Raw genomic sequence first — 19,308 nt, forward strand, 5'->3', positions numbered from 1 at the left:
CGCCTGGCCCTAATCAACTACCATACCGCGCCGGTTCCCGAACGGGACTAATAGGGAATCCGAAGCGCGGTACACCGCGTCAATCGGAACTGCCCCCGCAACTGTAGGTGCCGAGCCTGCTCCCCACTGCCACTGGACCGCGTCCGGGAAGGCCGGAGCGTGGCGACGACGCATCAGTCAGGAGACCTGCCGGCCCAGTAATCACTAACCGGCGGGGTGTCCGGGAAGGACCTCCTTGCCTGCCCGTTCGGCAGCGTTCGAGGGCGTATTTCCGAACCGTACCTCCCCTGTTTCCACGTACGGTCCACACGGAGATCGCCTCATGCTGCCACGCGTTACCGCCCTGATCAGCGGCCTGGGTTTCTGCGCCCTGGCCCACGCCGCCCCCACGCATTACCCGCTGACCCTGGAAAACTGCGGCAGCACCCTTACTTTCCCGCAGGCGCCCGCGCGCAGCGTGACCATCGGCCAGGCCGCCACCGAAATGCTCTATGCCCTCGGCGTGGCTGACCGCGTGGTAGGCACCTCGCTGTGGTTCAACAGCGTGTTGCCGCAGTTCAAGGCGCAGAACGACCGCATCGAGCGCCTGGCCAACAACGAGCCCAGCTTCGAAGCGGTGATCGCCAAGCGCCCGCAACTGGTGGCCGCCGAGCTGGAATGGGTGGTAGGCCCGCAAGGCGTGGTCGGCACTCGCGAGCAGTTTCACGACCTGAAGATCCCCACCTACCTGCTGCCCTCCGACTGCGAAGGCAAGGACAACCTGGTGGGCGCCGACGGCACGCGGCTGGAGCCGTTCCGTATCGAGACGATCTACAAGAGCATCCGCCAGCTGGCGCAGATTTTCGATGTACAGGATCGCGGCCAACAGTTGAACGATGAGCTCCAGGCGCGCCTGGCCCAATCCGTGGCCACCGTGCAGAGCAAAGGCCTCAAGCAGGCCAGCGCGCTGGTGTGGTTCTCCAGCGCCGAACTGGCCAGCGACCCCTACGTGGCCGGCCACAAGGGCATTCCGGAGTTCATGCTCGAAACCCTCGGTTTGCACAACGTGGTGCAATCCGATGAAGAATGGCCCGCCGTCGGCTGGGAAACCCTCGCCAAGGCCAACCCGACCTTCCTGGTAATCGCCCGCATGGACCGCCGCCGCTACCCCGCCGACGACCATGAAAAGAAACTCGCCTTCCTGCGCAGCGACCCGGTCACGCGCAACATGGACGCGGTGAAAAACAACCGCATCATCATCCTCGACGCTCTCGCGCTGCAGGCCAGCATCCGCATGTTCGACGGCCTTGAACACCTGGCCACGGCCATCGACGGCTACGACCTGCCGCAATGATCCGGACCTTACTCGCCCTGGCGCTATTGCTGATCGCCGTGCTCGCCGGCGTGGCCATCGGCGAAACCGCCATCTCGCCCCAGGTGGTGCTGCAGGTGCTCGCCAACAAACTGTGGGCGGCCGGTTACGTGCTGGACCCCATCGATGAAGGCGTGGTGTGGAACTACCGCCTCACCCGTGCCCTGGTGGCCGCCGCCTGCGGTGCGGGGCTGGCCACCTGCGGGGTGATTTTGCAGTCGTTGCTGCGCAACCCGTTGGCCGATCCGTACCTGCTGGGCATCAGCGCCGGGGCTTCGACCGGCGCGGTGCTGGTGGCGCTGATGGGCGTGGGCGGCGGGCTGATTTCACTGTCGGCCGGCGCCTTTGTCGGCGCGATGGCGGCGTTTGCCCTGGTGATCCTGCTGGCGCGGGCCAGCGGTTCGTCCAGCGGCACCGGGCAGATCATCCTCGCCGGCATCGCCGGCTCGCAGCTGTTCAATGCACTTACCGCGTTCCTGATCACCAAGTCCGCCAGCTCTGAACAGGCGCGCGGCATCATGTTCTGGCTGCTGGGCAACCTCAGCGGCGTGCGCTGGCCGTCGGTGTGGCTGGCGGTGCCGGTGGCGGTCACCGGCCTGGTGGTGTGCCTGTGGCATCGTCGCGCGTTGGATGCGTTCACCTTCGGCACGGATTCGGCCGCGTCCCTGGGCATCCCGGTACGCCGCGTGCAGGTGGTGCTGGTGGGGTGCGCGGCGCTGGTGACGGCGGTGATGGTGTCGATTGTCGGCTCCATCGGCTTTGTCGGCCTGGTGATCCCCCACGCGGTGCGCCTGCTGCTCGGCACCGGGCATTCGCGCCTGCTGCCCGCCAGTGCGCTGGGCGGCGCGTTATTTTTGATTGCGGCCGATGTGTTGTCGCGCACCTTGATCAAAGGCCAGGTGATCCCGGTCGGCGTGGTGACGGCGCTGGTGGGCGCGCCGGTGTTTGCGCTGATCCTGATTGGCCGGAGGAATGCGCGATGAGCGTACTGAGTTGCACCGGCCTGGGCTTCAAGGTGCGTGAGGCGGAATTGCTGCGCGATATCCACCTGGAGGTGCAACTGGGGGAAACCCTGGGGATTGTCGGGCCCAACGGCTCCGGCAAATCCACCCTGCTCAAACTGCTTGCCGGCCTGCGCACACCGGCCAGCGGCGACGTGCGCCTGGGCGGCCAGCGCCTGGGCGACCTGTCCCGCCGCGCCATCGCCCAACAGCTGGCGGTGGTAGAGCAACAGGCCGACACCGACGACGCCATCCGCGTGTTCGACGCCGTGGCGCTGGGCCGTACACCGTGGCTGTCGGCGCTGAGCCCGTGGTCCGGCGACGACGACGCCATCGTGCGCCAGGCCCTGCATGATGTGGACGCCACCCACCTGAGCCACCGCGCCTGGCGCAGCCTCTCCGGCGGCGAGCGCCAACGCGTGCACATCGCCCGCGCCCTGGCGCAACGGCCGCAGATCCTGTTGCTGGACGAGCCGACCAACCACCTGGATATCCAGCATCAACTGGCGATTTTGAAAGGCGTGCAAGGGTTGCCGGTGACCACGCTGATCGCCCTGCATGACCTGAACCAGGCGCTGACCTGCGATCGCCTGGCCGTGCTGGATCGTGGGCGCCTGGTCGCGCTGGGCAAGCCGCTGGAGGTGCTGACGCCACAGCGGCTACAGGAGACCTTCGGAGTGCAGGCGCATTACCTGACGGACCCGTTCGATGGGGCGCAAATACTGCGGTTGCGGTCTAACTGAACAGGACATGTCCACTACACCCGAGACTCTACTGTGGGAGGGGCGGTGGCAGATAGGCTGTTGTGGCGAGCGGGCTTGTCCCGCGTTGGGCTGCGTAGCAGCCCCAGTCAAGAGGAATGCGCTGTATCAGACACTCTGTAGAGACTGGTTTCGGGGCTGCTTCGCAGCCCAACGCGGGACAAGCCCGCTCACCACAGGGAGAACGGCAGATCAGTCACCGTCGCCGGCCTCAACGTCAGCGCGTTCACTCACGCAACTCACACACAGCGCTGCCCTTCATACCGGAGGCATGTACGCTCACGTGGCGCACGGAAAAACCGGGCTTGTCCACGAGCTTCCTCTCTTCCCAGGCCCCACCGCTGGCGACCTGATAACCAATGGCGCCGTCCGCCTGCCAGGTCAGGCGCAACGTATACACACCGCGTTGGTCGGGGGCCCGATGGAAGAAGGTGTCGATGACCGGCTTGGCTTTGTTGAAGGTGCGCAGTTGGAACAAGCGCTGGTCGCTGTCGGTGGGCGTGTAGCTGGAAAGAAACAGGGTGTCGTCCTCGGCAGCGTCCTCGGCCGCCGCAAGAATCACCGACGGCACCCACTTTTCGCCGCGGTCCTGGTTGTCGGTAGTGACCTTGCAGGTCAACTGGCCTGTTCCGGTGACGTTCTGGCGCAGAACGGTTTCATACATCCCATAGGGCACATCGAACGTCAGTGTTTTTTCGGTGACCTGGCCACAGCCTGCCAGCAGATACAGCGCCGATAGACCGATGGCTCCTTGGAGAATCTTCACGTGCTTTCCTTGGCTTGGGGGGAATGTGTGGAGAAAAGAGGGTACCCGGCCTGCTGATAAAAGATAAGGCGGTTGTGGTGAATCGGTCCTTTCTGTGGGAAGCGGGCTTACTCTGCACTGGCTGGTTTTGGGGCTGCTTCGCAGCCCAACGCGAGCAAGCTCGCTCACCACAGAGGAATGGGTGATCCTTAAAGAGGCGCCTATACAGTTATGCCTGTTCGCCATCAATGCACTGAGTGATCCACTGCCGGCTATAGGCCAACACCCCATCCGCCATCGCCACCGGAAAATGAATAAACCCATGGGCCGACTCCGGCAGCAGGTGTGCTTCAGCACTGGGCCACCGCTCGGCAATCAGCAGCGTGTCATCCTTAAGCGGGTCCAATTCCCCGACAAACATCAACGCCGGGGGCAGCCCTTCAAAATCGCCATACAACGGCGACAACGGCGGCTGTCGGCGCTCATCATCACTCAGCCCCGGCGTGAGCATGCGCAACGCTTCCACCATCCCCGGCCCGTCCAGCAGCAACGTTTCAGGCCCGGCCGCGCGTACGCTCGGTGTACCGGCCAGGTCATAAACGCCGTAGTACAGCACCGCGCCGCTTATGCGCTTGAGCAGTTCCGGCCATTGCTTGAGCGCCAGCAATGTCGCCGCCGCCAGATGCCCACCGGCCGATTCACCGACGACGATCACCGGCAGCCCGGCAAATTCATCATCCGTGAGCAGCCAACGTGCGGCGTTCAGGCAGTCTTCCATCAAGCCTTCGACCGGCGTATCCACCGCCAAGCGATAATCCACCGACACCACCGCCACGTCGCACGCCTGCAGCATGCCCAGGTTGAGGTCGTCATCCATCTGCGCATTGCCGATCACCCAGCCGCCGCCGTGGATATCCAGCACCACGCCCTTGGGCTTGCCGTTTGGCCGCAGGATGCGCACCGGGACGTCGTCGACAATCCGGCTTTCAGCCGGTATGGCACGCTTGAGCGTTTGACTGACGCGCAACAGCGCCTGGATCAAACGCGGCGTAACGCGATTGCGGATCTTGAAGCGCGGCAGCCAGGCGAGCTTCTGATTGAAGCGGCGCATCTGGGCCAGTTCCGCCTCGCTGACGGGCCACGGTTGGCGAGCCATCAGCGGTTATTACGCAGGATCGAGAAATTCAGCGCCGCCGCCACGCACAGCCACGCCAGGTACGGGAACAGGATCAACCCGGTGATCAGGTCCAGGCGCACGGCCAGTACCACCATCGCCGCCACGGTGATCCACAGCAACACGATGATCACCATCCCGGCCAGCAGGCGATGCGCGCCGAAAAATACCGGTGTCCACAGGGTATTCAGGGCAATTTGCGCAGCCCACAGCGCCAGCACCATTTGACTGCCGGGGATCAGGCTCAAGCGATAGCCGGCCCAGGCCAGCAGCAGGTAGATGATCGTCCAGGCCACCGGGAACAGCCAATTGGGTGGGGTGAAGCTGGGTTTGACGAGGGATTCATACCAGGCGCCGGGTTTGAAAATGACGCCGGTACTGGCGGCGGCGGCGCAGGCAAGCAGGAAGATAAAGAAGGTCATCGTCTGTCCTTGGCGGGAGTGATTTGAAGCTTGGACGTGCGACACCTACCTAAAAGTTCAGCGCCAATTCATTCCGGTATCTCCAACCCGACAATCCTCAGCCAGGGCCACCGCGCCTGATAACTGCGCGCCTTCTGCTCAAACAACGCCTGCTCCGGATGCAGTGGATTAATCCGCAAAATCCCCAGTTCCACATCCTCCAACCCATACGGCGCATACACCTGGCCCGTGGCAATCTCCAAGCCGATGCACGTACCGGCCACCAGATAACGGTCGACCCCGTCGCGCGCCGACTGCAACTGCGGGTAAGGCCGACCAAAGCGCTGAGCGTACCAAAGGTGCACCCGCGCCTGGTTCTTGACCTCGACATTCACGCCAAGGTCTTTGAACAGCTCATCCGCCGCACGAATTACCGCATCCTCCGCCTCGTAGGACAGGTCGGTGTCGAAGTAAAAAACGTCGTAATCCTTCACGCCCTGATCAGCCGGCAGATTCGCCTGATGATTCCACACCGCCTGGAACAGACAGCCCGCCGTGAGCATGCACTGGTCCACACCAAGGTCAGGCAGGCGCGCAGTGATTTCGGCGTTGATGGGGTTGGCCATGGCCAGTTCGAGCAGGGTGTCGACGGTCAATGTCATGGAGGCTCCTTCATCATCGGTACGGTCCTGGGAAGCAACGGTACAACATTGAGCGCTGGCGCCGCTTCTTCACGTCATCAAAATTCGCTAAGGTGCCGCGATGCCCTGCCCTCACCGAGACCGCCCGCCTTGGCTGACTCCCCTGCAGATCGACGCGAAAGCCCCTGGTCAGTGTTCCTGATTTTCCTGCGCCTGGGCCTTACCTCCTTTGGCGGCCCGATTGCGCACCTGGGTTATTTCCGGGACGCGTTCGTGACCCGGCGACGCTGGCTGAGCGAGCGCAGTTACGCGGATTTGGTCGCGCTGTGCCAATTCCTGCCCGGCCCCGCCAGCAGCCAGGTCGGCATCGCCCTCGGCCTGTCGCGCGCGGGGTACGGCGGCGCATTGGCGGCGTGGCTCGGGTTTACCTTGCCGTCCGCCGTGGTGCTGATCCTGTTGGCCTTGGGCATCACCCGGCACAGCACCGCCATCCCTCCCGGCGCGTTGCATGGCCTTAAAGTGGTGGCCGTCGCCGTGGTCGCCCAGGCCGTGTGGGGCATGGCGCGCAACCTGTGCACCAACGCCCCGCGCGTGGCCGTGATGCTGCTCGCCGCTTGCGTGGCCCTGCTGCAAACATCGGCGTGGGGCCAGGTCGGCGTGATCCTCATCGCGGGCATGGCCGGCCTGCTGCTGTTCAAGCCCGCACCGCCCACCGCACACGACGCCCTGCCCGTGACCATCAGCCGTCGCGCCGGGGCGCTATGGCTGTCGCTGTTTGGGCTGTTGCTGGCCAGTCTGCCGATTCTCGCCCAGTGGCTGCCCACCCCAACCCTGGCCGTGACCGACGCCTTCTACCGCACCGGCGCGCTGGTATTCGGCGGCGGCCACGTGGTGCTGCCCTTGCTGCAAGCCGAAGTCGTGCCCCGCCACTGGGTGAGCAACGATGTGTTCCTCGCCGGCTACGGCGCCGTCCAAGCCATGCCCGGCCCGTTGTTCACCTTCGCCGCCTTCCTCGGCGCCTCGATGACCCAAGCGCCGAACGGCTGGCTCGGTGGCCTGCTCTGCCTGCTGGCGATCTTCACACCGTCGTTTTTACTGGTGCTGGGCGCGCTGCCCTTCTGGGAAAGCCTGCGCCGCAGCCCGCGCACCCAAGCCGCGCTGGCGGGCGTGAACGCGGCGGTGGTCGGCCTGTTGCTGGCGGCGCTGTACCAGCCGGTGTGGACCAGCGCCATCTTCACCGCCCAGGACGTCGCCCTGGCGCTGATTGGCCTGGTGTCGCTGATGGTGTGGAAACTGCCACCGTGGCTGGTGGTTGTAGGAAGCGGCGCGGCGGGATGGTTATTAAGTCTTACGGTGTGAGCCGCCCAGCCACCGCGCCGTGCTCCGGCTGATGATCAGCCTTTCAACTCACCCGCCCGATGACCCGCCGCATCGTCGTAAGCCACATACAACGACTCGGCGATTTGGCTTTTGATAGCCTTGGTGGACTCCAGTCCCAACACAAAACCTTCCGCCTTACCGCCGGCACGGTTGAGTTCTTCGGGGGTGGACGCGCCGGTGATGGCGTCAAGCAGCTTGATGGCGTGAGGGCCTACACCCTTGGGAAGGCTGATTTGGTCGATGGACATGGGCGATACCTTGAAAGAGAGAGATCGGTAGCGCGTGGAACCACTGCCGGGGGTGGCATGGTAGACCGTTATACGCCGCAAGGGGCTGTTTTCCGGGTGAGCCTGATGCCCCCTTTAAACTCAAGACGCCTTCACCATGTCATTTAGCTATCATGCATCACCCCGGCCTCGCGTCATCGCGCGGGCCCCGCACACTTCATCCAACAAAGACCAGGGACAGGCAATGCCGCCATTCAAGACACTGCTCGCCGCCAGCCTGCTGCTGCTCGCGTTCATGCCGGCCACCGCCAGCGCCGGGCTCTACAGTTCCGATAAAAACAACTTCGGCACCCTGAAAACCAGCCTCACCGACGCAAGCAAGTACCGCTACGCCACGCTGGTGTCTACCACGGTCGGTGGTGACAACTTTGAAACCCTGCACCGGCTTGCCCGGATCTACGCCGACATCCTGGAAAAGGACATGGGCGTTCCCGTCAGCCTGTACGACACCGACGCCCTGCAGCTGAAAAACATCGAAAACTACCGCACTTCGGCCATCGAACAGATCCAAGACAAAAACTTTAACGCCACAGTGCAGACCTGCGCGGTCGCCAGCACCTTCCTGTACCCGTCCACGGTCTCAAACCTGCTGCGCATCATGGCTCCCGACATGGTCATCACCCGCAACGACCCCGCCGTGCATGCGCAATTGGTCGATGTGTCCAAGCACTTCCTGGCGCAGGACCTGGGTGTGTTGATGAAAATGTGCGAGGCCGCCCCTTCACGCCAGCAAGTCGGTGCGTTCAAGGCGTTTTTGGAAGCGCTGCAAAAAGAACAACCCTACATTGCCAGCACCGCACGCCTCAGCCAGCATCGCGTGCAGGCCAACGCCGAACAAACCAGCGAAGACGCCCGACGCGCAGAGATCGACCGGCAGGCATGGGCGCGCAAGGCCGAGCAAGATAAGGCCTACCAAGCCGCCGAAGACGCCCGCGACGCAAAAAGCCTCGCCGACCAAGCCGCCGTCCGCGAGGAAAAACGACTCAAGGCCCAACGCGACGAAGCCGCCCGCCAACAAGCCCTGGCCGCCCGCACGCCCGAGCAAGTGAATTGGGATAACCAACGCAACGAAGACGTGCAGCAATGCTACAAATATTCCGCCATGAACAAAGTCGCCACCGACGCCAACAACCAAGGCTTTTCCATCGAAAAAGCCGAGCAATACCTGGTGGATGCCAGGGGCCTCAAAGGCCAGGATGCCCAAGATATGCGGAGCATCATCCGAGTGGTGCGCTTGACTCACGCCAACGACACACCGAACCAAGCCTTCACAACTGAATACGACCGCTGCCTGGCGCTACGGGCCAAGAAGCATGCGGCAGCTGCAGCGAACTGACCAAGGCAAACGCTCCCCCCTGTGGCGAGGGAGCTTGCTCCCGTTGGGCTGCGCAGCAGCCCCCCAACCATTCGCAGCACAGATGAACAACAGAGCCTGGCCACCCCGTGCACATTCGCCCCTAAGCGGGTGTTCCAATTACGGCATGGAAATCCTGTACTCCGCGAGCTTGGCCTTGTTCTCCTGCTCCAGGTACTTCTTGTCGACGATCTGCGAGAACTTCATGAAGTCGGCCTTGGCGTCTTCCCTGTTGCCCAAATGGTCGTACGCGATCCCGCGCGCATAATAGGCCCAGGCGTAGTCCGGCTGGCGCTGAAGGCCGGTACTGAATGCTTCGGCGGCCTCCCGGTACTGACCCAGGTCTGTCAGTGCGAGGCCCAGATGATAGTAGGTCGGCATATTGAAGCCGGCCCCCTTTCCTGCTTCTCCCATTCCGTTGTCAAGGTTGTACTGCACGAGCTCAAGGGCTTTTTTCGGGTTACCCGCGGCGCGATACATGGCGCTCAAGTCCAGGTAGGCGCGCGGCTCAGGCTTGACCACCAGTTGCATGGATTTCTCCTTGGCGGCCAAGGCTTCGGGAAAGCGCTTGAGGTTGAGGTAGGCGTCGGCCTGCACCGCATAAATCAAACTATGCAGCGAGGCAGGCAGCGTAGCTTTCTGCAGGCATAGATCACCTTCCTGCAGCACCAGGGGGTAGTTTTCGGCTTTGGACGCCTTTAACTGGTTGGCGCAGTGGGCAAGGTTGGCTTTTTGCGGGTTCTGCATCCCTGCACAACCGGCGAGGAAGGCGGAGCAGGCAATCAGTGCGAGCCAGCGAGTATTCATGATCAGCATCCTTGTCAGTCGAGCAGATGAGCGTTGAGGTCAGGGCGATAGACCTGCAGGAGCGACGCGGTCACGGTGCCTTGCAGCGAGCAGAACACGGTGGTGTGTCCCACGAGCGACGGGGACGTGTCGCCCGCGTCGACCATCAGCACGCGGTCTACGAAACCAAACGGCGTAGCGACGCCGGGACCGGTCAGCCCTTCGGTGCGCCATTGGCCGATCGGGTCACCGACACGGCGGATTTCGGCGCGGGTAATGGCTTTGCCCTGACTGACAAAACGGGCGTTATCAACGATCAGCGGCTTGAGCTTTGCAGCCACCTCTTGCGGCGAGCCATCGGCTACAAAACCCCAGAACAGAAAATTGCCGACGTCCTTGATGGTTTGGGCCTGGTTGTAATAGCCGACCATACGCACGCCGTTAACGATCAGGGGCGTTTCGAAGTGTTGGTAAGTGCCACCTTCCTGCAGCGGGCTCATGATGGTCGGTGCCTTGACCGAACCGTAGTCACTCAGGCGCAAGGTACCTGCTGGTAAGCGCGCATCGCGCAGGCTCTCGAAGAAATGCGCATCGCAACGAGAGAACTCGGTCAGCAGTTGTTCGGGCGTGGTGACGGCACGGGCGTGGGCAGTGCAGGCGACGGCGAGCAATGCAACGCCGGAAAAAAGAGAGCGGAACATTAAAATCATCCGTGAAGTGGGAACAAAAGCTGTCGGCGGGTGAGTGGGAAACTTTAGCAATACGGGCCTGCCGGAGAATACCCGTGTGCCGCTGGTCCGGCCCTGCCCGGCATAAGCTATCCTGCGCTGCGACATGCACCGTCTGTCACAGACTTTCGAGCAATCTTAAAAACGGCGCACCAGGAGAGCTGCATGTTGATCGGCCATCGCTTCGAGCGCACCGCCCAGGGTGACCTGCACATCCACTCGCGCAACCGGGTGCAAAGCGCATTCGTGCTGCTGACCGGCGCAATGGCCTTCATCCTGCCGTTGGCCTTCGTCGTGTTTGGGTTCAGCGCTGAACACTCGCCACTGGCAGACCTGGACCCACTGTCCTCGCTGCTGATCGTGCTCGGCCTGCTGCTGATTCCTGCTCTTGGCCTGCTGCTGATGGTGTACACCGGCACCCGCGAGACCTTGCTGTTATCGCGGCACAGCGGTGAAGGCACGCGCCGCACCCGTAACTTTTTCGGCGGCCGCGAACGGGTGCAGTCGGTGTTCAGCATCAATGCCCTCCATGCCCTCGAACTTCGCCGCCGCCCACAGGCCGAGCCGGTCTATACCCAACTGTGGCTGGTGATGCGCGATGGCACCGAGCAGCGATTGACCACCGACAACGTGCCGGTAGTGCCGGGCAGTCAACGCACCGACAGGTGGCTGCGTGAGCTGGCCGGCTACCTGAACCTGCCGGTACCCACCGAGGTGGTGGTCGATCCGGCGGCCAGGGCGACCGCCTATAGGCCCGCCCCCGCCCACGACAGAGCGGCAAAGGGGGTCAAGCCGAAGGGGAAAGAGCTCACCTCTTCACACGAATCGAGCGAGAAACTCGGCCTTCCCGCCCGCGCCCTGCTCACCCTGCTGGGAGCGTTCCTGGCGGTGCTGGAGTTGACTCACGTGATCGCATTGATGCGTGCGCTGTTGACCGGACGGCTGCGGGTCAGCGGGCTTCGAACGGGGTCGACAAGTTTTTACTGGGCTGAGCAACCGATGGTTTTTTCATTCAACCTGCTTGTCGGCATCGCCGAGGTGCTGATTATCGGGTTGATCGCCTGGGGTTGCCTGCGCACGGCGATACTGGGCCGACTTAAAGCCAATCCCTGAGCGCCGCCCTACGACACAAGATCGCTCTTTTATGGTTTTGACTGCGGTTGCGCCATCTGCCGACCTGTCAACATTCACAGTATCCGCCACGGCTGTCAGCGTTCAGAGTGAAGACTACTCAGCCGAGGAGTTCGCCATGCACATCTCCAGCTCGAACCTGGTGTCCATCCGCGCAGCATCGATGATTTTGCTGTGGCCTGCGGTACTGTTCAACCTTGCAGCCTGTACATCGAGTTCCAATACCAACACGGCCGGCAGTATGTGCCCGGGTATCGGGAACATCCACCAGACCAAAGAGTTAAAAGGCTATAGTTACACCGCACTTTCACCCGGCAGCGGATGGAAAGGTGAGAACCCCTATGCACAAGAGCACTACCTCAAGGGAATGAAGTTTGAATCGGCCGCTATTCGCACTGCGCAGCAACGCGAAGGCCAGCCCGAATATTATTTCGTAGCCTGTGACTACGAGGGGCCGGAGCAGTTGGCGTTTTTGAGAATGTCCCAGCGTTTCCCTGTACGACCTCGCGCGGTCGGCCCAAATTGGACGGCAGACGACTTCTGCCGGGCTGGTTCGGTGGACGGTTGCCAATTCACGATATTCACCGAAGTGCCGTGATAGATCTTCGCCGTAAGCTGATGCCCTAAGGCATGCACGCTGCTAATCTCAGGCATTTGGCCCCTGCAGACTCTCCATGCCCCTGACCCATCGCGAAACCGCCCGCCTCGACCGCTGCCTCATCGCCGCCCTCACCGACGCCTGCGAAACCGCCAAGACTGAAATCCCCGGCTTCGATTGGCTGACCCACACCGTCGACTACAACGCCTTCCCCCAAAGCCTGCGGGTGATCTGGGTGTTCGACAGCCGCGCCAGCAAGGAGCACGCCCTCTCGACCGGGGCAGACACACGCATGCGAGAGCTGACTGCCGCCGCACTCAACGATGCGGACGTGCGCGGCGCGCCCATGGAGCGCTGCGTACACTTCGACTCCGAGGAAGAATGCCGCCTGCGCCATGACGGCGATTGGCGCGTGCGCCTGGCCAAGGTGCATACGGCCAAGGTGTGAGTGCGCGTCTTCCTGGCGCCGGTTGTACCAGTGGGCATGGCATCTGCGGGCTTTCGCGATGGTTGCTGCACGGCTGCATTTTTACCCCACCAGGCAGGTCACGCCTGCGTGCTGAACCGCTGCACTCCACGCCGCTCATACATCGCCGCTTCCGTCGCTTGCGTCGCCCGCTCGCCTTTGTATTGCAGTTGTTGGATAAAAGTCCGGTCCTTGGCCCCCTTGATGTCCGACGGGTCGTGATCCGTGAGTAGAGGCGCCAGATCAAGGGTCTTGGCGAAGTTTTCGTTAGTCAGGCTGTAAAACCCCAGGCCCGACCAGACGGAATCGGCGTCCACCGTGTCGATGGCGGCATTCCGGTAGGCAATGGCTGCGCTTTTCAGGCCCAGGGATCGGTTGAGCAAATCCGTCAGCCGCTGGGTATCCGAGCGGCTGAGCTGGCTGGCCGAATCCAGCACTTTCAGACGGCCATCGGCTTCGACGGTGAAGCCGTATTTTTTGCCGGCCAAGTCGGGAGCGGTGGCCGACAGCGCTGACTCGAATGACTTGAAGGAAGCCTTCAGCGTACTGAACGCCCCGTTGAAGATTTCAGCGCGGCGAGGAAAGTCTCGCGACTGGGTACGACCGACCCAGGTGTCGACCACCTCCAGCGGTTCCAAGGGGGCGCTGGCTGATCCACTGGGATGGTAGACGGCTGCCGGGGCGGCGTTGGCCAACGCGTCTTTCGCGGCGTCCGTCAGGGGCTGGGCCACGAGTTTCTGCTCGGAAAGTGTAAGACTGGTGTTGGCCGGCGGGAGATAGGCAGCGCTGACGGAAAGAGCCATTTCATCGATCCTTGATTGGCGGGTTCATACAGGTTATCGCCGGAAATCGGCCGAGCTTTAGACGACCAACCTGCAGGATCGTACAAGCCAGGCGCTCCGCGGCCTCGATAGTCTGGCCGTCTTACCTACCAGAGGATGGATCATGGCTACGTCACAGCACTCGGCACAACCGGTAAACCTCGCGCAAAAGGCATCGCTCATCGACGCGCAGTGGAGCCCCAGGGTCGTCGCTGAGATGAACGACTACCAGTTCAAGGTGGTGCGCATCGAAGGGGAGTTCATCTGGCACTCGCACCCGGAAACCGACGAAGCATTCCTGGTGCTCGAAGGGACGCTGCGTATCGATCTGCCGGAAGGCCCGGTGTACGTGGCGGCGGGCGAGTTGTATGTGGTCCCGCGTGGCATGGAACATCGGACCGCCGCCGAGGGTGAGGCGAAGCTGATGATGATTGAGCCTCGAGGCATCTTGAATACCGGCCATGAAGGCGGCGAACGTACTGCAACAAACGATCTTTGGATCTGAAAAAATCGCGCGCCTCATGGGGCTCGATCATTGAGTCGAGCCTTTAGCGGGTAATTTCTGGATAATGCCCAGCTCCCGCCCCCGATACGGACATCCCGCTCGATGAAGTTGCCCACCGCCGCCGCCCTCCTCCTCGCCTCTGCGCTGCTGCCTTCCATCGCCCACGCCGACGACGCCGCGCTGACCGACACGCTCAAGGCCTTCACCCGCTGCGACGCGACGTTCTTCAGCCGCCTGAACAGCCACCGCGACGCCTGGCAGGCCTACGCACCGCTCAAGCAGGACAAAGACTTCGCGTGGATCGCGGTGGTCAACCGCGCGGACCGCAAGGCTAACGCGGTGCCGGTCAGCACGCCGCCCATCGCCGGCTTGAAGCTGTTGTCGTACGCCGACGAGGCCACCGACCTCGGCAACCTGGGGCTCTACTATTACTGGGGCTTTGTTGTGCAAGGCAACATCGACGAGGTTGCCCAACGCCTTGCCCCGCTGCTCGACCAACCGGCTCGCCTGCAAAAAGGCGACGGCGCCTACATCCGTAGCGAGCTCAAGGTCGGCGACCGCTGGCAGGCCATCAAGCCACGGCCCGGCACCGCGCCAGGCACCCGCGAAGTCGAGCGCGTACTGCTGGTAGAGCCCGAGGGCAGCGACGGCACGCAATCGCGCATCAGTTGTTCGTTGCAGGGTGGTGTGGATGCGGCGCTGCTGGCCTGGTCGCGGCCGGACATCCAACCGGTGGACTACCCGCGCACTATCGTGGAACCAAGCATCAACGACGTCGCCGTCCCCGCCAGCGTGCTCCAGCGCCTCGACTCGGCCCTGCTGCAGCCGAAGTTCAAGACGTTGAGCTACACGTACCTGTCGAAAAAAAGCGATGGCAGCAACGACAGCCCCACCTCGGTGACCTTTACGGCGGTGGGTGGCTTGCTGAACAAGAATGAGATCTACAGCGACACCTTCCATGTCGAGCGCCTGGTACAGGCGGACCTGATCCAGTTGAAGTCGAAGATGAACGGCGTGGGCGACGGGCAGGTGCTGCTGACCCGCGAAGCCGAGCTGAGTATTCCGAGCAGTTGGACGCCTGGCCAGACGCTGAGCGCCAACCTGCACATGGCGAACGTGCCCGGCAAACCGACCGATACCCCACTCGATACCTTTGTGAGCTGCAAGGTCGGCCAGCGCTTCCCGGCCCGACAGGTGTTTGCCTCGTTGACCGGCGACGCCATCAAGCTGGAGTGCGAGCAAGGCGACTACAAGACCTCGCGCGCGTTTATCGAAGACCTGGGCATTGCCCTGACGCTGGCAACGACCTCGAGCAAAATGCGCTCGGCGTATGAATACACGGCGTTCGAGGTGGTGCGTTAATCGGCAAAAAGGAGGTATGCCATGGAACTGAAATTCAGCCACGTCGATGTACTGGTCGAAAACCTAGAGGACGCCTGCGCGTACTACGCACAGGTGCTCAACGCGCGCATCTCCAAGACCTTCGTCTGGGAACGCGGCGGCCTGCATGTGCGCTACGCAGTGGCGTTGATGGGGCGAGAGCGGTTCATGCTGGTCCAGCCGATCGCAGGCAACCTCAGGGCGCTGTTGGACACCCATGGCGAAGGCATGATTTACCGCCACTGCTATTCGACGCCGGACATCGAGCAGGCCTATGACGAATTGATCGCGTCGGGTGTACAACCCGAAGATGAAAACGGCCAGCCCCTGGCACGGGAGAACCTGCAAACGCCGTCCGGTGGACGGATTATCTGGTTGCCCAAGCGCTTTGGGAATTTCTCTATCGAGATTCTGGAGGAACACTGGCTGGAGGCCTTTATCCTGGAAGCATTTGCCGATTCGGGGCACTCTGCACCCGCCTAGCAGTCTGTTCCTACACACCCCATGCCCCGCGGAGTTCCCATGATCATTGTCCATCACCTCAACAACTCACGTTCGCAGCGCATTCTGTGGCTGCTGGAAGAGCTTGGCCTGCCGTACGAGATCAAGCGCTACCAGCGCGACCCGAAAACCAACCTTGCGCCGCCGGAACTCAAGGCGATCAATGCGCTGGGTAAATCCCCGGTGATCGAAGACGGCGCCAACGTGGTGATCGAGTCCGGCGCCATCGTCGACTACCTGATCCGCCGCCATGGCAATGGCCGCCTGCAGCCGGACCCGGCCACGGCCGCCTACGACCAGTACGTGCAATGGCTGCACTTCGCCGAAGGCTCGGCCATGCTGCCGCTGATGCTTAACCTGTATGTGGGCCGCCTGGGTGAAGCCGGTGCGCCGCTGCACCCGCGGATCGAATCGGAAGTGGCCAATTACCTCGGTTACCTCAACGAGGCGCTGGCACACACGCCGTATCTGCTGGGGGATGACGTGAGCGGCGCGGACATCCAGATGAGCTTTATCGGCGAAATCGCCAAGGCCCAGGGCAAGCTGGCGGCGTACCCGCACCTGGCGGCGTGGGTACAGCGGTTCCAGGCACGCCCGGCTTATCGCCAGGCGCTGGAACAGGGTGGGGAGTATGCGTTTGCCAAGTGAGTAGCTTGCCCTCGACTGCGTGACAGAGGCTAAGGCGCCGCCATCTGCCACAGCGAAGCGCCCACGCCGGTGATGCTCTCTCCCGCAATCAACCCCGCCGCTGCGGTAATCGCAAACCGCTCGGTGAGGCTCGGCCAGCGGCAGCTCACCAGCCAGGTGAGCACCGCACCCAGGGCCATCATCAGCGACACCGAAGCTGGCAGCACAAACGCCAGCCCCAACGCGGCAGCACTGGGCAGGTAGCGGGCGCGATGGGCGGGTAACAGGCTGTCGAGTACGCCCAGCAACACCCCGGCCAGCCCTGCGATACCGATCGCCCAGCGAATGCTCGCCGACAATGAATCCAGCCCATGGGTGAGGGTTTGCGCCACGGCTTTCCAGGTCGCGACCGCCGGCGCCGGCCATTCCTCGGTGAGCAACATCGATTGCGGATCAGGAATCAGCGCCAGGTACGCAAACACCCCGACGATGCTGCCAATGAAAATCCCCAGGATCTGCGCGATCACTTGCTTGTGAGGCGTGGCACCAATGGCCTTGCCGACCTTGAAGTCGTTCATCAGGTCGGTGCACTGCCCGGCCGAGCCGCCAGCGGTGTTGGCGCTCATCAGGTTGATCGGCACCTGCCCCGGCGCGACGATACCGAAGCTCAGCTGGGACAACTGCCCGATGGCGCCAATCGGCGGAATACCGGTGGCGCCCACCACACGGGCAGCGACGGCCGCCAGGCAGATCGTCAGGGGGATGGTCAGCAACGCCATCCACAGGTTGATGCCGAACAACAGTGCCTGCAGGCTCACCACCAATACGATCGACAGCACAAAACCGGCGGCCGGCCCGGGTTTGGGTACGCTCCAGGCTTGCCCGCCGGCGGACTTGGTCGAGGTGTATAACGCCCACAGACGAATCGTCAGCGACGCCAAGGTCGAGCACACCATCAGGCTCACTCCCGGCCACAGCAACCACTCCACCAACGCCGCAAATTGCGGGCCGCTGCTGCCGGCCGGCAAGCTCACCAGGCCTTGCGCCAGCAACCACGGGCCCAGGCCGCCCCAGGCGAGCAAGGCGCCAAGCAGCAGGGTCAGGCCGACACGAATGCCGATAATGCCGCCAAACCCCAGCAGCAACAGCGAAGGGTCGGCAGTGAAGGTCAGGCGCTCCAGCTGGGCGGTTGGCGACCAACGCGGGAAAGCCCACACAAAGGTGTCCACCCACTTCACCAGCCCGGACAGCAACGCCGCACTGAGCAGCACCTTCAAGCGCGTCGCCGCTTCGCGCCCATGGTTGTAGATATGCAGCAGGGTTTCCAGGGTGGCCATGCCTTCGGGAAACTTCAGCGCCTTGTCATTGAGCAACGAAGGCCGCAGGTACCAGGCGATCCAGATGCCCAGGAAACTCACCGAGAACACCCAGGCGATCATCGGCAGCGCATCCAGCTGGTTGCCGGTCAGCAGGGTATAGGCCGGGATCGGCGCCACCAGCCCACCGGAAATGATCGAAGCAGCGGCCGAGGCGACGGTCTGGTTGATATTGCTCTCATGCAGCGTCCACGGCAGCTGCTCCGACGACCGCCTCGCCAGGCCCTGCCAGATCGCATACCCCACCAGCAGGGCAATGATCGACATGTTGAACGACCAGCCGATCTTCAACCCGGCGTACACATTCGAAGGGGTCAGCAGGATACCGAGCAACGTGCCGGTGATGACCGCGCGCAGGCTCAGTTCGCGTTCGACGGGGGGATGAAGGGGGACCGTTGATGAGGTGGCATGCATGCGGATTCCTTTCGGCTGGGGAACAGGACGACATAACAAGTGAGCCCCTCAAGGCCTGAAGGTTCCTACGCGGCAAGCGGGCACCGTTTTTTGATGAGCGGGCTTCAACCACTGCGCCATCAATTACTCAATCAGAGCCATGCAGCATCCCATAACGAATAATCCCCTACCTGCTCCACCAACCCGGCCCGCAAAGGGTTGGCAATGATGTAGCGAGCCATCTTGCGAACATCATCCTCCGCACGGACAGCCCTATCGTGATAACCGGGTTGCCAGACACGCTCCTTGCTTTGACGACGCCGGTTGATGGTCAGCGTGCTACGCGACTTCATACGCCGCACCACGTCGGGCAAGGTCTTCCGCTTCAGCTCAAACAACCAGTGAATATGGTCAGGCATGATGACCCAGGCCAGAGAGTCGACCAATCCCAGCTCATGAACCTGCCGGAATTCGGCCACCAACAGACGACCCAGATAAAGGTCGGTGAATAGCTGCTGACGGTGATGCACGACAATGGTAATGAGGTAACTGCGTCCGTATTCAGAGTAACGACCGTGACGCAGGCGATGGGATTGGGGTGTGGGGCGCATTCCGATGCTCCTGGGGACCGTCCTGAAAAGCATTAACACTAGCGCGCCGTAGCTGGCGAGCCAGTGTCATCGGGTGACTGAATGTATCCAGCCCGGAGTGACCTGGCTTTTTTGTGGTGAGCGGGCTTGCCCCGCGCTGGGCAGCGAAGCGGCCCCAAAAGCTGTTATCCGGATTCACCTGGAAAAACGCAGTGTTCTTGATGGGGCCGCTTCGCGGCCCCAAAAGCTGTTATCCGGATTTACCTGGAAAAACGTGGTGCTCTTGATGGGGCCGCTTCGCGGCCCCATCA

The 19,308-nt window shown here is 62.6% G+C and carries 23 protein-coding genes and 1 riboswitch; of the genes, 13 read left to right on the forward strand and 10 right to left on the reverse strand.

All coding sequences use genetic code 11. The annotated features are described in order from the left end of the window. The first annotated feature begins 14 nt into the window (after nucleotides 1-14). Nucleotides 15-209, forward strand: a riboswitch (cobalamin riboswitch). 113 nt (nucleotides 210-322) lie between these two features. The 3 genes from J1N02_RS03860 to J1N02_RS03870 are packed head-to-tail and all read left to right on the forward strand — an operon-like array spanning nucleotide 323 to nucleotide 3,095. Beyond that, nucleotides 323-1,333 carry an ABC transporter substrate-binding protein gene (locus tag J1N02_RS03860; protein ID WP_065940390.1) on the forward strand — a complete coding sequence of 337 codons (1,011 nt, stop codon included), beginning with the start codon at nucleotides 323-325 and terminating at the stop codon, nucleotides 1,331-1,333. Continuing rightward, complete coding sequence (locus J1N02_RS03865) at nucleotides 1,330-2,334, forward strand: FecCD family ABC transporter permease (RefSeq protein WP_027604049.1); 1,005 nt, start codon at nucleotides 1,330-1,332, stop codon at nucleotides 2,332-2,334. The genes J1N02_RS03860 and J1N02_RS03865 overlap by 4 nt, the downstream gene beginning before the upstream one ends. Further along, the gene (locus tag J1N02_RS03870; RefSeq protein WP_092354939.1) at nucleotides 2,331-3,095 is read left to right on the forward strand and encodes an ABC transporter ATP-binding protein; all 765 of its coding nucleotides are present in this window, start codon (nucleotides 2,331-2,333) and stop codon (nucleotides 3,093-3,095) included. The genes J1N02_RS03865 and J1N02_RS03870 overlap by 4 nt, the downstream gene beginning before the upstream one ends. Before the next feature lie 244 nt (nucleotides 3,096-3,339). On the opposite strand, the gene J1N02_RS03875 is transcribed toward J1N02_RS03870, so the two are convergent. From J1N02_RS03875 to J1N02_RS03890, 4 genes are all read right to left on the reverse strand, one after another. Then, on the reverse strand, nucleotides 3,340-3,879 hold the full coding sequence (locus J1N02_RS03875; protein ID WP_223841618.1) for a hypothetical protein: 540 nt from the start codon (nucleotides 3,877-3,879) through the stop codon (nucleotides 3,340-3,342). Nucleotides 3,880-4,087: 208 nt separating this feature from the next. Then, nucleotides 4,088-5,014, reverse strand: a complete 927-nt coding sequence (locus tag J1N02_RS03880) for an alpha/beta hydrolase fold domain-containing protein (RefSeq protein WP_146476668.1) — start codon at nucleotides 5,012-5,014, stop codon at nucleotides 4,088-4,090. Next, nucleotides 5,014-5,454 carry a tryptophan-rich sensory protein TspO gene (tspO, locus tag J1N02_RS03885; protein ID WP_065925072.1) on the reverse strand — a complete coding sequence of 147 codons (441 nt, stop codon included), beginning with the start codon at nucleotides 5,452-5,454 and terminating at the stop codon, nucleotides 5,014-5,016. The genes J1N02_RS03880 and tspO overlap by 1 nt, the downstream gene beginning before the upstream one ends. 68 nt (nucleotides 5,455-5,522) lie before the next feature. Then, nucleotides 5,523-6,095, reverse strand: a complete 573-nt coding sequence (locus J1N02_RS03890) for a nucleotidyltransferase family protein (RefSeq protein ID WP_027604042.1) — start codon at nucleotides 6,093-6,095, stop codon at nucleotides 5,523-5,525. 129 nt (nucleotides 6,096-6,224) lie between these two features. Between J1N02_RS03890 and chrA the strand changes: the two genes are divergently transcribed. Then, entirely contained in the window at nucleotides 6,225-7,433 is a 1,209-nt protein-coding gene (gene chrA / locus J1N02_RS03895; protein ID WP_092354942.1) for a chromate efflux transporter, read from the forward strand. A 35-nt stretch (nucleotides 7,434-7,468) separates the two neighbouring features. On the opposite strand, the gene J1N02_RS03900 is transcribed toward chrA, so the two are convergent. Further along, complete coding sequence (locus J1N02_RS03900; RefSeq protein WP_074847337.1) at nucleotides 7,469-7,702, reverse strand: hypothetical protein; 234 nt, start codon at nucleotides 7,700-7,702, stop codon at nucleotides 7,469-7,471. Between the two features lie 223 nt (nucleotides 7,703-7,925). Between J1N02_RS03900 and J1N02_RS03905 the strand changes: the two genes are divergently transcribed. Then, nucleotides 7,926-9,077 (forward strand): hypothetical protein, encoded by a 1,152-nt coding sequence (locus J1N02_RS03905; protein WP_092354945.1) that lies wholly within the window; start codon nucleotides 7,926-7,928, stop codon nucleotides 9,075-9,077. A 138-nt stretch (nucleotides 9,078-9,215) separates the two neighbouring features. Here the strand turns inward: J1N02_RS03905 and J1N02_RS03910 are convergent, their stop codons facing one another. Next, entirely contained in the window at nucleotides 9,216-9,902 is a 687-nt protein-coding gene (locus tag J1N02_RS03910; RefSeq protein ID WP_169897849.1) for a tetratricopeptide repeat protein, read from the reverse strand. A 14-nt stretch (nucleotides 9,903-9,916) separates the two neighbouring features. Then, nucleotides 9,917-10,582, reverse strand: a complete 666-nt coding sequence (locus tag J1N02_RS03915) for a hypothetical protein (RefSeq protein WP_421147161.1) — start codon at nucleotides 10,580-10,582, stop codon at nucleotides 9,917-9,919. Nucleotides 10,583-10,774: 192 nt separating this feature from the next. Here J1N02_RS03915 and J1N02_RS03920 point away from each other — a divergent pair, with 192 nt between their 5' ends. The 3 genes from J1N02_RS03920 (at nucleotide 10,775) to J1N02_RS03930 (ending at nucleotide 12,786) form a co-directional block, all read left to right on the forward strand. Continuing rightward, nucleotides 10,775-11,722, forward strand: coding sequence for a hypothetical protein (locus J1N02_RS03920; protein ID WP_421147162.1), 948 nt, complete (start codon nucleotides 10,775-10,777; stop codon nucleotides 11,720-11,722). 136 nt (nucleotides 11,723-11,858) lie between these two features. After that, complete coding sequence (locus J1N02_RS03925; protein WP_158277077.1) at nucleotides 11,859-12,338, forward strand: DUF3757 domain-containing protein; 480 nt, start codon at nucleotides 11,859-11,861, stop codon at nucleotides 12,336-12,338. A gap of 76 nt (nucleotides 12,339-12,414) precedes the next feature. Then, nucleotides 12,415-12,786, forward strand: a complete 372-nt coding sequence (locus tag J1N02_RS03930) for a hypothetical protein (RefSeq protein WP_027604037.1) — start codon at nucleotides 12,415-12,417, stop codon at nucleotides 12,784-12,786. A 98-nt stretch (nucleotides 12,787-12,884) separates the two neighbouring features. Here J1N02_RS03930 and J1N02_RS03935 read toward each other — a convergent pair whose 3' ends face one another. Continuing rightward, on the reverse strand, nucleotides 12,885-13,607 hold the full coding sequence (locus J1N02_RS03935) for a hypothetical protein (protein ID WP_368964303.1): 723 nt from the start codon (nucleotides 13,605-13,607) through the stop codon (nucleotides 12,885-12,887). A 142-nt stretch (nucleotides 13,608-13,749) separates the two neighbouring features. On the opposite strand from J1N02_RS03935, the gene J1N02_RS03940 reads away from it, so the two are divergent. The 4 genes from J1N02_RS03940 (at nucleotide 13,750) to J1N02_RS03955 (ending at nucleotide 16,659) form a co-directional block, all read left to right on the forward strand. Further along, on the forward strand, nucleotides 13,750-14,130 hold the full coding sequence (locus J1N02_RS03940) for a cupin domain-containing protein (protein WP_092354959.1): 381 nt from the start codon (nucleotides 13,750-13,752) through the stop codon (nucleotides 14,128-14,130). Nucleotides 14,131-14,232: 102 nt separating this feature from the next. Continuing rightward, entirely contained in the window at nucleotides 14,233-15,492 is a 1,260-nt protein-coding gene (locus J1N02_RS03945; protein ID WP_027604034.1) for a hypothetical protein, read from the forward strand. A gap of 21 nt (nucleotides 15,493-15,513) precedes the next feature. Then, a complete protein-coding gene (locus J1N02_RS03950; protein ID WP_421147163.1) occupies nucleotides 15,514-15,993 on the forward strand; it encodes a VOC family protein in 480 nt (159 codons plus the stop codon). A gap of 39 nt (nucleotides 15,994-16,032) precedes the next feature. Further along, nucleotides 16,033-16,659 carry a glutathione S-transferase family protein gene (locus J1N02_RS03955; RefSeq protein WP_108573814.1) on the forward strand — a complete coding sequence of 209 codons (627 nt, stop codon included), beginning with the start codon at nucleotides 16,033-16,035 and terminating at the stop codon, nucleotides 16,657-16,659. Nucleotides 16,660-16,688: 29 nt separating this feature from the next. Here J1N02_RS03955 and J1N02_RS03960 read toward each other — a convergent pair whose 3' ends face one another. Continuing rightward, the gene (locus J1N02_RS03960; RefSeq protein WP_421147164.1) at nucleotides 16,689-18,428 is read right to left on the reverse strand and encodes an OPT family oligopeptide transporter; all 1,740 of its coding nucleotides are present in this window, start codon (nucleotides 18,426-18,428) and stop codon (nucleotides 16,689-16,691) included. A 131-nt stretch (nucleotides 18,429-18,559) separates the two neighbouring features. Then, nucleotides 18,560-19,018, reverse strand: coding sequence for an REP-associated tyrosine transposase (locus tag J1N02_RS03965; RefSeq protein WP_421147165.1), 459 nt, complete (start codon nucleotides 19,016-19,018; stop codon nucleotides 18,560-18,562). Between the two features lie 73 nt (nucleotides 19,019-19,091). On the opposite strand from J1N02_RS03965, the gene J1N02_RS03970 reads away from it, so the two are divergent. Continuing rightward, a partial coding sequence (locus J1N02_RS03970; RefSeq protein ID WP_421147166.1) for a hypothetical protein occupies nucleotides 19,092-19,308 on the forward strand: 217 nt, incomplete at its 3' end.

Origin of the sequence: Pseudomonas sp. NFX5 (genome assembly GCF_049132125.1) — a bacterium.
Classification (GTDB): domain Bacteria; phylum Pseudomonadota; class Gammaproteobacteria; order Pseudomonadales; family Pseudomonadaceae; genus Aquipseudomonas; species Aquipseudomonas marginalis.